The organism is Haloparvum sedimenti (assembly GCF_001462205.1).
GTDB lineage: Archaea > Halobacteriota > Halobacteria > Halobacteriales > Haloferacaceae > Haloparvum > Haloparvum sedimenti.
The window spans coordinates 34,703-46,793 of the sequence record NZ_LKIR01000089.1; the positions used below are offsets into that span (position 1 = coordinate 34,703).

The window sequence follows — 12,091 nt, forward strand, 5'->3', positions numbered from 1 at the left end:
GTTCAGAAAGGTCGCCTGGTCGAACTCGCACGTTCCCTCACAGTCGAAGTGCTGGAACACCGCCGAACCGACGAACCGCGTCTCCGTGAACGAGACATCGCCGCCGACAGTTGCTCGGTAGAAGCCGACCTCCTCCTCGAAGGCCGCCCATCGGAAGGATGCGTCCGCCGACAACCGGGCCCGACCGAACGAGACCGGGCGCTCGAACCGGCACCCGTCGGCATGTACCTCACCGCGGACGGAGGCCCCGTCGAGTCGGAGCTCGTGACGGACCGTCGCCGACGTGAGCTCGAGGTCATCCTCGACCCTCGCTGCGCGGAGGTCGATCGGATATTCGTTCCCCGCGTCGAGGACGCGTCGCTCGATCGATAGCTCGTCGAACGTCGCACCCACGAACTCCCGGGCACGAGCGGCACGCACGGGGTCGTCGTGATCGCGATTCACGTCACGGACGAGTGCCTCACTCGCTCCATCCGCCTCCGAGTCGTGGTAGATACATCGATCACTGCCCTCGCGGCGTCGGTGGGGACAGTGCCACGGCTCATCAAGCGACTCGGCGTCGGTGTCGCTCAGCGTAAATCTGCATTGGTTTTCGCCGCTGGCAGCGAGCATGACAGGGAGTTCATCTATGACAGTAGGTAAAGGCCGGTGGGATCGCGCCCTTTTTGACCCGTCGACGGAAAACTCGGAGCATGAGCTTCGAGGAAGGAGACAAAGTCGTATTCTCCGACGAACACAGCGACTTCGACGGTGAGGAGGGGAAGATCACCCAGAAGATGGAGACCATGTTCGACGACTCGACCTACACCGTGAGCTTCGACGAAGGGCAGGAGGTCGGCGTCTCCGCGGATCAGCTTGAGGCAGTCGAGGACGAGGAGTAGTCAGCCCGGCCAGATGCCCCGCGTCCCGCTCCACTACGTCGACCTCCGGACGTTCTGTTACGCCACGGAGGACGAGAAACGCGTCGAGGAGGCGCTCCGGAGCTTCCTACCCGACGAGTTCGAGATCGACCGCGTGGAGAACGTCGGCCACCACGGCGACCGAATCGTCGTGCTCTCGGCGCGCCTCGAGCGCGCCGACGAGATGCGCCACGTGCTGGGACGCGTGAGCGAGCTCGACGACATCGAGCGCGTGCTGACCGAGCTGGACCAGCGCATCGACGACAACTGCTCGCTGTTCCTGCGTCTCGACAAGCAGGCCGCCTTCCGCGACGAGGTTCGGCTCGGCCCGGGGCTCACGCTCCGCGCGAAGGTCGAGGCGTATCCCGCGAAGAAGCCGCGCGCGGTCGAGACCGCCCGCGAGCTGCTGGCCGACCTGGCCGGGATCGACGTGGCCGACCTCGAGATCGACGAGGAGTAGCGGCGACCGGCCGCGAGACGTTCTGCTGCCGACGCCTCAGTCCTTCCACTTGATCGAGCAGCCGCGCGAGGGGCGGTCGGGGAGGTCGACCGGCTCGCCCGCAAGTATCGACTCCACCGCCTGCCGCACGTAGATCTCGCTCGGCTCGTCGTCGGGGTTGGGCGCGTCGTCGAGCCGCCCGTGATAGCGGAGCACCCACTCGCCGTCCTCGCGGCCGAAGAGGAACGGATCGGGGGTACAGACCGCACCGTAGGCTGCGGCGACCGACTGCTTCTCGTCGCGGAGGTAGGCGTCGTACGCGACCGTCCCGTCCGCGACCAATTCTCGCATGCGCTCGAAGGAGTCGTCGGGGTACGCCTCGGCGTCGTTGGGGTTGATCCCGACCACCGCCAGGTCGTCATAATCGGCGGCGAGCTCGTTGAGCACCGAGAATTTCGCCTGCGCGTACGGGCAGTGGTTACAGGTGAACACGACGAGCAGCGCCTCCGCGTCGAAGTCGTCCGGTGAGTACGTCTCCCCGTCGACGCCCGGAAGGTCGAACGCGGGCGCGCGGTCGCCGCGGTCGAGCTCGGAGTCCGACTCCTTCAGAACCATGTCCGGAGGTTCCGGCTCGGGCGAGTTATCGATTGCGTCCCTTCGTGCGTTCGGGTCCGAGAGCCGGTGCCGCGCGCCCACGGACCGATCAGGCCCGGTACCGCACCGCCGCGCGAACGCCGACCCACGCGAGGAGGGTGGCCGCGGCCACTCGCGTCAGAAACGCCGCCCGCGAGGCGATGACCGAGGCGCGACCCAGCGCGGCGTCGAGGTCCGCGATGAGCCACGGGTCCCCGCGGACCAACGCGGTGAGGTCGACGCCGGCGGCTGCCGTGAGAACCGCATCGGCGCCGGTGGTCAACAGGGCGGTCGCGACCGCTGCGACCGCCGCGAGCGCCGCGTAGGGGACTCCGCGCTCGTTGACCCGGTCGTTCGGCGCCGTCACGTCGCCCACGCGTCGCGACCGGACGTCGTTCCCCGCCTCCCGTCGCCCCGAAATCCGCGAGAACTCGGAGTTCGCCTCCGCCGACAAGCTCCTCGGCCGAGCCTCCTCGTCGTTGCCGGTCATGGCCGTGCGTGGCTCGGTTCCGTATTTAATCGTTCAGGGCGAACGGACCGTTGTTGGCGGTCGCCGCGACACGAACGGCCTCGACCGGTCACCCCGTCGCCATATTTCACACCGTTCCGGCCGGACCTCGGCAGATTTATGCCCGTCGTCCCGGGACCACCGAGCGAATCGCCGGGCGGGGTCGCGACCGTGACCGGTTACGGGGGACGGCCGGGAACGGATGCGGGCGCGGACGCGGTCGCCGCCGGGCGGAGACAAAAATGAGCACGGACGGAAACGACCGCGGAGGCGCGACGGTGGAGGGGGGTCGCTCGGGAGAGCGCGAGGCGGCCTCCTTCGTGGAGTACGGCATCGAGGATAGACCGCCGCTCGGGGAGTCGGTGGCGCTCGGGCTCCAGCACTACCTCACGATGGTGGGGGCGAACGTCGCCGTCCCGCTGGTGCTGATCGGCGAGATGGGTGCGAGCGACGCGCAGGCGGCCCAGCTCGTCGGCACCTTCTTCGTCGTCTCGGGGATCGCTACGCTCCTGCAGACGACGGTGGGGAACCGCTATCCGCTGGTGCAGGGCGCCTCGTTCGCGCTGCTGGCGCCCGCGCTGGCGGTCGTCGCGGCCGTCGGCGGCCCCTTCGAGGTGGCGATGCGCGAGCTGCAGGGGGCGATCATCGCCGCGGCGCTCGTGCAGGTCCTCGTCGGCTACTCCGGCCTGATGGGCCGGGTGAAGGAGTACCTCTCGCCGGTCGTTGTCGCGCCGGTGATCGTGTTGATCGGCCTGTCGCTGTTCGACGTGCCCCAGATCGCCACCGCCGGACAGAACTGGTGGCTACTCGGGTTCACGCTGGTCGCCATCGTCGCCTTCTCGCAGTACCTCGACGCCTACAGCCGGTACGCGCGGCTGTTCCCGGTGCTGCTCGGCGTCGTCGCGGCGTACCTGCTGGCCCTCGCGCTCTCGCTCGCGGGCGTGTACGCGACCGGACAACCCGGCTACGTCGACCTCTCGGGGACGACCGAGGTCCCGCTGCTGCTCGCAGTGACGCCGTTCCAGTGGGGGGCGCCGCAGTTCACCGGCGCGTTCGTCGTCGGGATGTTCGCCGGGATCGTCGCCTCGATGATCGAGAGCTACGGCGACTACTTCGCGGTCGCGCGGCTCGCCGGCGTGGGCGCGCCGTCGAAGAAGCGCGTCGATCACGGCATCGGCATGGAGGGCATCGGCAACGTCGTCGCGGGGATCATGGGCACCGGCAACGGGTCCACCTCCTACTCGGAGAACATCGGCGCCATCGGCATCACGGGCGTCGCCTCGCGGTTCGTCGTGCAGGTCGGCGCCGTCGTGATGATCGTGGTCGGGTTCGTCGGTCCCATCGGCCAGCTTATCGTCTCCATCCCCTCGCCCATCGTCGGCGGGCTCTTCGTCGCAATGTTCGGCCAGATCGCCGCGGTCGGCCTCTCGAACCTGAAGTACGTCGACCTCGACGCGCAGCGCAACGTGTTCACGGTCGGGCTCGCGCTGTTCGCCGGCCTCGCGATCCCCGCCTACTTCGGCACCGTCGGCGGCATCGGGGCGTTCCGCGAGGGGATGGCGGGCGTGGCCGTGATCGGCCCGGTGCTAGGCGCACAGATCGTCGCGGACACGGTGTACGTCGTCGGGTCGACCGGAATGGCCGTCGGCGGCATCGTCGCGCTGCTGCTCGACAACACCATCCCGGGCACCCGCGAGGAGCGCGGGCTCGACCAGTGGGAGGCGATCTCCGAGGACGACGAGGCGTTCGACACCGCGCTCGAGCGCCTCCGGGAGTAGTCGCTCCGGGCTCGTGACCGACCGCGAGAGAGACACGGACCGTCTGCCGGACCCCGGTGACGCGCAGACGCGCTACCGCGGTCGCGAGCGCGGGGGCGGCGCGCTCGCGGTGACGGACGAGCGTCTGCTTATCGGCGACGCGGAAGGCGGGGACGGCGAGGAGGGCCCCGTCGCGGTCTCGCTCGCGCGCGTCGAGGAGGTGACCCACCAGCGAGTCGACTGGTACCTCGTCCTGCTCGGTCTCGCGATCGTTGCGTTCGGCCTCGTCTCAGTCCCGAGGAACCCCGCCGCGGGCGCGCTGTTCGCGCTCGCGGGACTCGGCAGCCTCCTCGTGACGTGGCGCCGTCGCGACCGCGTGCGGGTTCGGGTCCGCGGTCGGCCGAAGCCGCTGACGCTGTATCCCGCGGAGCCGGGACGATTTCTGTCGGCGGTCGGAGCGGCGCTCGACGCGGCCCGGGTGGGAGAGGAGTGAGCGGCACCCACGGGCCGAACTCGCCCGCCAGCCTTGCGCGTGTCGCTATCCCTTTTAGGGGTGGGCCACGTCGTCGGGGTATGAACGACGAGCGGGAGGTGCTCGACGTACTGACGACGAACGCCCGCGAGAGCGCCGCGGACATCGCCGCACAGACGGGGCTCGACGAGGAAGCGGTCGAGGCGGCCATCGCCTCGCTGGAGCGCGAGGGGATCGTCCACGGCTATCAGGCCGTCGTCGACTGGGACCGCACCGACGAGGAGAAGGTGCGCGCGGTCGTCGAGGTGAACGTGGAACTCGACCGCGAAACGGGCTACGAGGAGATCGCCGACCGGATCGCGAAGTTCCCCGCGACCCACGCGCTCCACCTCGTCTCCGGCGACTACGACTTCGCGGTCGAGGTCGAAGGCGCCTCGATGCAGGATGTCTCCCGGTTCATCTCCGAGCAGGTCGCGCCCATGCCGGAGGTCACCCAGACGGTGACCCACTACATCATGGAGACGTACAAGGACGGCGGGATCCGCTTCGAGGACGGCGACGACGACGACCGGCTCTCCGTGTCTCCATGAGGCTCTCGGAGCGCGCTCGGGACCTCCCGGAGTCGGGGATCCGGAAGTTCTTCGAACTGGCCGAGGCCCGCGACGACGTGATCTCCTTAGGCGTCGGGGAGCCGGACTTCTCGGCGCCGTGGGCGGCCCGCACCGCGGCCATCGACTCGCTGGAGCGCGGCCGCACCTCCTACACGGCCAACCGGGGCATGCTGGAGCTGCGGGAGGCGATCGCGGACCACCACCGGCGGTACGACCAGGTGTACGACCCCGAGTCGGAGATCGTCGTCACCACGGGTGCGAGCGAGGCGGTCGACCTGGCGTTCCGCGCGCTGGTCGACCCCGGCGACACGGTCGCGATCCACGAGCCGGCGTACATCTCCTACGGCCCGGGAGTCGACCTGGCCGGCGGCGAGCGGCTGCCGGTCCGGACCCGTGCCGAGGACGACTTCGTGCTCACTCCGGAGGTCCTCAGCGAGGCGGGCGCAGAGGACGCGGACCTGCTGGTGCTCTGTTACCCGAACAACCCCACGGGCGCGACGATGGACGCCGACGAGCTGGCCGACGTGGCCGCCTTCTGCCGCGAGCACGACATCCGGGTGATCGCCGACGAGATCTACGCGGCGCTCACCTACGGCTCCGACCACGACTCCATCGCGACCCAGCCGGGCATGCGCGAGCGCACGGTCGTCATCAACGGCTTCTCGAAGGCGTACGCGATGACTGGGCTCCGGCTCGGCTACGCGATGGGGCCCGCGGAGGCGATCGACGCAATGAACCGGATCCATCAGTACACGATGCTGTCGGCGCCCACGACGGCCCAGTACGCCGCGATCGAGGCGCTCAGGTCCTGTGACGACGAGGTGACGGAGATGGTGAAGGAGTACGACCGGCGCCGGAACTACGTCCACTCGCGGTTCCGCGAGATGGGCCTGGACTGCTTCGAGCCGAAGGGCGCCTTCTACGCGTTCCCGCAGCCCGGCGGCGACGACGAGCAGTTCGCGGAGGACCTGCTGGAGGAGCAGGGCGTCGCGGTCGTCCCCGGCTCCGTCTTCGGGGAGGGCGGCGCGGGTCACCTTCGCGTCTCCTACGCCACCTCGATGCGCGAGTTGAAGGCCGCCACCGACCGGATCGAGGCGTTCCTGGCGGACAGGGACTGACCGCCGTTCGCGGTTCGGGGAGGCGTCGGGCTCCACCGACACCCCCGGAACGTTCTGACGGGGCGCGACCGCGAGGACGTGACGTACCGCGAGCGAGAGCCGCTGTCGGCTCATGCACACGGACCCGGTCGGCGAACGACCGGCCACGCGCTTTTAGTGACTGGGCGGCGACCGCCCGTGCATGAGCTACGAAACGGCGACCGACCGCGGGTTCCTGCTGTCGGGTCGCGACTGGAAGGTCATCGGTACCGCGGCGGCGCTGATGGCGCTGAACGTGTTGGTGATGTACGTCGTCGCCGTCACGCCGCTCGCGGCCGTCAACGACTACCTGTTCGCGATTCCGATCCTCGGCGCGGTCGTCTACGGCGCCGCCATCTACGCGGGCGAGTCGATCGCAGCGCGGGGCATCGAGGGCGGCAACGTCGGGCTCGCCCTCGCGGGCGTCGCGGTGCTACAGGGCGCGTTCGGCGTCTTCGGCGCGGGCGTGCTCTCGGTCGTGCCGGCCGATTCGCGCGCGCTCGTGCTCGGCGTCGCGGCGGTCGTCACGGCCGCGATGACCGCGCTGATCGGCGGGTACGTCTACGCCCGCGCCGGGACGACCTTCGAGCACTACGGGAAATGGTCGACGTACGCCTTCCTCGGCGGCCTCGGCGGGGTCCTCGTGGGGAGCTTCCTCACGCCGGTGCTGCTGGTCGGCTTCGTCCTCATCATGCTCGGCTTCCTGCTCCGACTCGGCTGGGAGATGTGGCGCGTGCGCGACGGTCGCGTCCAGGCCGTCTCGCTGCAGGCTGTCGGGCTCTACGTCGCCGTGGCCGGCGTCTTCGTCCACGTCCTGCAGATCGTTGTTCGGATGCTCGCGGAGCGGTAGGGCCCGCCGCGATCGGGGCTCGAGCCGCGACTCCGGAGTTTTCTGCTGACCGGGTTTCTGCCGACCGACTTTCTGACGATCAGGCTACATAAATCCGCGTCCGGAAGCACCTTTCCGTCCCCCCGCCGTCGCCTCCGCCGACGCGATGGCTTCGGACGTTCACGACCCCGTGATCCGGGCCTACTACGCCTATCAGCTGACCGCCTCGGCGGGGTTCATCTGGCCGGTGTTCACGCTGTTCCTGCTGTGGAACGGGCTCTCGTTCGCGCAGATCGGCACGCTCGGCGCGGTCTCCGCGGTGCTGGTCGCGGTGCTGGAGGTGCCGACCGGCGGGTTCGCGGACCGCGTGGGGCGTCGGAACGCGCTCGCGGTCGGAATGGCCGCGATGGCGGCGTCGGTGGCGGGATTCGTCGTCGCGGAGACGTTCCTCGCGTTCGTCGCCCTCTACGCGCTGTGGGCGCTCGCGCTCTCCCTGCGGTCGGGGACGGCCGACGCGTGGCTCTACGAGACGCTCCGCGAACGCACCGACGAGTCGTCGTTCACGCGCGTTCGGGGCCGCGGCGGCGCGGCCAACCAGTGGGGGTCCGCGCTGGCGATGGTCGCGGGCGGCCTGCTGTACGTGCGCCACCCGACCTACCCGTTCGTGGCGGCGGCGGTCCTCCACGCGCTCGGCGTGGTCGCGGTGCTGTCGATGCCGGAGAACGAGGCGCTCGGCGACCCCGCCGCGAGCGAGGCGCTCGGCGTCCGTGAGGCGCTCGGCCTGATCCGAACGGAGTTCCTCGCGCCGGCGCTGCGCGCGTTCGTCCCGTTTGTTGCCCTCTTCTTCGCGGTCGTGGGGACGGCCGACACCTACATCCAACCGATCACCGTCGGCGTGCTGGAGGGGGCCACGGCGACCGCCGGGCCGCTGGCTGCGGTCCCGGAGGCCGCGACGCTGGGGTTCGTCTACGCCGGCTTCGCGGCGCTCGCGGCGACCGCGAGCTATCACGCCGAAGCGGTGGCGGACCGGGTCGGGGCGCGCCGCGCGCTGCTGGGCGTGCCCGTCCTCGTCGCGGCGCTGCTTCTCGCCCCGGTCGCGGTCCCGCTGCTCGCGCTGCCCGCCTTCTTCGGCATGAAGGGCGGCGAGGCGCTCTACAAGCCGCTCGTCAACCAGTACCTCAACGACCGGACCGGCTCCCGCGGGCGGGCGACCGTCCTGAGCGCCGCCTCGCTGGTGTACGCGCTGGTGCGCGCCCCGCTGAAGCCCGTCGCCGGGTACGCGGCCGACCTCGCGGGACCGGTCGCGCTGGTGGCGGGACTCGGCGCCGGCTTCCTGCTGGGCGCTGGCGCGCTGGCGCTCGGCGGGGCCGACCCCGTCGAGCGGTGAGGGGACCTGCCGCTCCGCCGCCCCCTCACGGCCCCGCGTTCCGGTTCGCCCACGCTTTTGTCCCGCGACCGCCGAGAGTCGGTATGACCGACACCGCGCTCGTCATCGGCGGAACGCGCTTCATCGGCCGACACACCGTCCAGGACCTGCTCGACAACGGCTACGCGGTGACCATGCTCAACCGCGGCAACCACGAGAACCCCTTCGCGGACGACGACCGCGTGACCCACGTCGAGGGCGACCGGACCGACCGCACGGACCTCCGGACGGCGAAGCTCTCCGCGGAGCCGGACGTCGTCATCGACTGCGTCGCGTACTACCCGGCGGACGTGACGGAGGCGGTCGACGTGTTCGCGGACGTGGACGGCTACGTCTACATCTCCTCGGGGTCGGCGTACGGCCGTGAGGAGATCCCGAAACGCGAGGGGGAGACGCCGCTGTGCGAGTGCACGCCCGAACAGGCCGACAGCGACGACCACGACACCTACGGCAACCGCAAGGCCGAGGGCGACCGGATCGTCTTCGAGGCGGCCGCGGAGGGGGTCAACGCGATGGCCGTCCGCCCCTGTATCGTCTACGGTCCCCACGACTACACCGAGCGGCTGGACTACTGGATCGACCGCGTGGCGAGTCACGACCGCGTGGTCGTCCCCGGCGACGGCCAGAACGTCTGGCACCGCGCGTACGTGAAGGACGTGGCGGCCGCGCTTCGGACGGTCGCGGAGGAGGGGGAGCCCGGCGAGGCGTACAACGTCGGCGACCGGCGGGTCGTCACCCTCGCGGAGACGGTCGAGCTGATCGCCGACGCCATGGACACCGACTGCGAGGTCGTCACCGCCGGCGAAGGGGCGCTCGCGGCCGGCGACCTCGAACCGGAGGACTTCGTCCTCTACCGCGACTACCCGCACGTCCTCGACACCTGCAAGCTGGCGGCCCTGGGCTGGGAGTCGACGCCGCTCGACGAGGCGATGGCGACGACCGTCGCGGAGCACCTGGAGTCCGACCGCGACGGGAGCGAGCACGACCCCGGCCGCGAGGACGAGGAACGCGTGCTGGGCGTGCTGGAGACGATGTAGGCCGGGCGCTATTCGTGGCCCGGTTCGACCGCGAAGGGACTCGGAGACTCCCGCCACTCCCACCCGGGAAGTCGCGTCTGGAACCCCGCCGCGAGCGCGGCGTCGAGGTCGTCGGCCCCCGCGGCGTCTCCCGTCTCCCCGTGCGTGTGCACGTCCGCGACGTGGAAGGTCGCCTCCGCGAGCAGCGCGAGGGGCTGGCCGCCCGCGATCGTCCCCGCGAGCTCCCGGCCGAGCACCTCGTCGACGACGAACCCCGGGTAGTCGCCGGCCACGTCGAGGTCCCGCAGGAGGCCGACGTAGGCGGCGACGTTGACCGCGCGGTCGCCGTCGGCGAAGACGGCGTCCACCTCCGCGCGGTACTCCGGGGCAGCGACGCGGTCGACCTCGGTCGCGAACAGTTCCTCGAGCACGCCGCGCGTTTCGTTGATCAGGGGGACGACGACGGGGGCGCGGTCGCGGATCCACGCGCGCTCGGCGGCGACGGACTCCGGTGTGAGGCGCATACCGAGAGCCTGGGGCGGGAGGCGCTTGCAGTTTGCGAAGGGTTTTATAACGCCCGGGGATTACGACCATCTAAGCGGGTTTTCGCTGACCCTTCCCGCAATCGCAGTTACGGACACATTAGCCACTATGCCTTGCCCGTCCGCGTCAGGTCCGTCTACCCAGGGCCGTCGGTCTCTCCCGCGGCCCCGTGACGGTCGACCCGCGGTCGGGAGGGTCCGCTCTCTCGTCCGTGCGAACACCATTTGAGATATGAGTCAAGTCGACAAGCAACTCGACGAACTGAAATCCGAGATCGAACAGGAGATCCCCGACGACATCACGGTCACCGACGTCAAGTACGAGGGACCGGAACTCGTCGTCTACACCCGCCACCCGAAGGAGTTCGCCGGCGACGGCGACCTCATCCGACGGCTGGCCTCCAGGCTCCGGAAGCGCATCACCGTCCGCCCCGACCCCGACACGCTCGCGCCGCCGAGCGAGGCGGAGGAGCGCGTGCTGGAGGTGGTCCCCGACGAGGCCGGCGTCACCGACCTCGATTTCCACGAGGACACCGGGGAGGTGCTGATCGAGGCCGAGAAGCCCGGGATGGTTATCGGCCGCCGCGGCTCCACGCTGCGGGAGATCACTCAGAAGGTCGGCTGGAACGCGGAAGTCGTCCGCACGCCGCCGATCGAGTCCTCCACCGTCTCCAACGTGCGGAACTTCCTGAAACAGGAGCGCGAGGAGCGCCGCGACTTCCTCGAGCGCGTCGGCCGACAGATCCACCGCGAGGAGATGTCCGACGACGAGTGGGTCCGGATCACCACGCTCGGCTGCTGTCGCGAGGTCGGCCGCGCCTCCTTCATCCTCTCGACGCCCGAGACGCGCATCCTCATCGACTGCGGCGACAAGCCCGGCGCCGAGGGCGAGGTTCCCTACCTCCAGGTCCCCGAGGCGCTGGGCGCGGGCGCGCACACCATCGACGCGGTCGTGCTCACCCACGCCCACCTCGACCACTCCGCGCTGATCCCGCTTTTGTTCAAGTACGGCTACGACGGCCCCATCTACACCACCGAGCCGACGCGCGACCTGATGGGCCTGCTGCAGCTCGACTACCTCGACGTGGCCGCCAAGGAGGGGCGCACGCCGCCCTACGAGTCCGCGCAGGTGCGCGAGGCGATCAAACACACCATCCCGCTGGAGTACGGCGACGTGACGGACGTGGCGCCGGACGTGAAGCTGACGTTCCACAACGCGGGCCACATCCTCGGATCCTCGGTCACCCACTTCCACATCGGTGACGGCCTCTACAACGTCGCCTTCTCCGGCGACATTCACTACGAGGACACGCGGCTGTTCAACGGCGCCGTCAACGACTTCCCGCGCGTGGAGACGCTCGTGCTGGAGTCGACCTACGGCGGCCGTAACGACTACCAGACGGATCAGGAGGACTCCGAGGAGCGCCTGAAGGAGGTCATCAACGAGACGTACGAGCGCGACGGAAAGGTGCTGATCCCGGCGTTCGCGGTGGGACGGTCCCAGGAACTCATGCTCGTGTTGGAGGAGGCGATGCGAAGCGGCGACATCCCGGAGATGCCCGTCCACCTCGACGGGATGATCTGGGAGGCGACCGCGATCCACACCACCTACCCCGAGTACCTGCGCGACGACCTCCGCGACCGCATCTTCCACGAGGACGAGAACCCGTTCCTCGCCGACCAGTTCAACCACATCGACGGCGGCGAAGAGGAGCGACAGGAGGTCGCCGACGGCGGCCCCTGCATCGTGCTCTCCACCTCCGGGATGGTCGAGGGCGGTCCCATCATGTCGTGGCTCCGCCACCTCGGGACCGAGGACGACT

General features: G+C 69.9%; 14 protein-coding genes. 10 read left to right on the forward strand and 4 right to left on the reverse strand.

Annotated elements, in window-relative coordinates; all coding sequences use genetic code 11:
• Positions 1-444, reverse strand: a 444-nt coding sequence (locus AN233_RS17660) for a pentapeptide repeat-containing protein (RefSeq protein ID WP_218055057.1), incomplete at its 3' end; no start/stop codon positions are given.
• 248 nt (positions 445-692) lie between these two features.
• Between AN233_RS17660 and AN233_RS05645 the strand changes: the two genes are divergently transcribed.
• The gene (locus AN233_RS05645) at positions 693-881 is read left to right on the forward strand and encodes a hypothetical protein (protein WP_058365855.1); all 189 of its coding nucleotides are present in this window, start codon (positions 693-695) and stop codon (positions 879-881) included.
• Between the two features lie 13 nt (positions 882-894).
• Entirely contained in the window at positions 895-1,359 is a 465-nt protein-coding gene (locus tag AN233_RS05650) for an RNA-binding protein (RefSeq protein WP_058365856.1), read from the forward strand.
• Positions 1,360-1,395: 36 nt separating this feature from the next.
• Here AN233_RS05650 and AN233_RS05655 read toward each other — a convergent pair whose 3' ends face one another.
• Entirely contained in the window at positions 1,396-1,953 is a 558-nt protein-coding gene (locus tag AN233_RS05655; protein WP_058365857.1) for a thioredoxin family protein, read from the reverse strand.
• 88 nt (positions 1,954-2,041) lie between these two features.
• Positions 2,042-2,461, reverse strand: a complete 420-nt coding sequence (locus AN233_RS05660; protein WP_058365858.1) for a hypothetical protein — start codon at positions 2,459-2,461, stop codon at positions 2,042-2,044.
• Positions 2,462-2,721: 260 nt separating this feature from the next.
• Here AN233_RS05660 and AN233_RS05665 point away from each other — a divergent pair, with 260 nt between their 5' ends.
• The 7 genes from AN233_RS05665 (at position 2,722) to AN233_RS05695 (ending at position 9,747) form a co-directional block, all read left to right on the forward strand.
• Positions 2,722-4,257 (forward strand): uracil-xanthine permease family protein, encoded by a 1,536-nt coding sequence (locus AN233_RS05665; protein ID WP_080508374.1) that lies wholly within the window; start codon positions 2,722-2,724, stop codon positions 4,255-4,257.
• Between the two features lie 13 nt (positions 4,258-4,270).
• Complete coding sequence (locus AN233_RS05670) at positions 4,271-4,729, forward strand: hypothetical protein (protein ID WP_058365859.1); 459 nt, start codon at positions 4,271-4,273, stop codon at positions 4,727-4,729.
• Positions 4,730-4,809: 80 nt separating this feature from the next.
• A complete protein-coding gene (locus AN233_RS05675; protein ID WP_058365860.1) occupies positions 4,810-5,298 on the forward strand; it encodes an Lrp/AsnC family transcriptional regulator in 489 nt (162 codons plus the stop codon).
• Complete coding sequence (locus AN233_RS05680) at positions 5,295-6,437, forward strand: pyridoxal phosphate-dependent aminotransferase (RefSeq protein WP_058365861.1); 1,143 nt, start codon at positions 5,295-5,297, stop codon at positions 6,435-6,437. The genes AN233_RS05675 and AN233_RS05680 overlap by 4 nt, the downstream gene beginning before the upstream one ends.
• Before the next feature lie 181 nt (positions 6,438-6,618).
• Entirely contained in the window at positions 6,619-7,305 is a 687-nt protein-coding gene (locus tag AN233_RS05685) for a hypothetical protein (protein WP_058365862.1), read from the forward strand.
• A gap of 145 nt (positions 7,306-7,450) precedes the next feature.
• The gene (locus AN233_RS05690; RefSeq protein ID WP_058365863.1) at positions 7,451-8,671 is read left to right on the forward strand and encodes an MFS transporter; all 1,221 of its coding nucleotides are present in this window, start codon (positions 7,451-7,453) and stop codon (positions 8,669-8,671) included.
• 83 nt (positions 8,672-8,754) lie between these two features.
• The gene (locus tag AN233_RS05695; protein WP_058365864.1) at positions 8,755-9,747 is read left to right on the forward strand and encodes an NAD-dependent epimerase/dehydratase family protein; all 993 of its coding nucleotides are present in this window, start codon (positions 8,755-8,757) and stop codon (positions 9,745-9,747) included.
• Between the two features lie 8 nt (positions 9,748-9,755).
• Here AN233_RS05695 and AN233_RS05700 read toward each other — a convergent pair whose 3' ends face one another.
• Entirely contained in the window at positions 9,756-10,250 is a 495-nt protein-coding gene (locus AN233_RS05700; RefSeq protein ID WP_058365865.1) for a hypothetical protein, read from the reverse strand.
• Positions 10,251-10,500: 250 nt separating this feature from the next.
• On the opposite strand from AN233_RS05700, the gene AN233_RS05705 reads away from it, so the two are divergent.
• On the forward strand, positions 10,501-12,091 hold a 1,591-nt coding region (locus tag AN233_RS05705), incomplete at its 3' end, for a beta-CASP ribonuclease aCPSF1 (protein ID WP_245626021.1).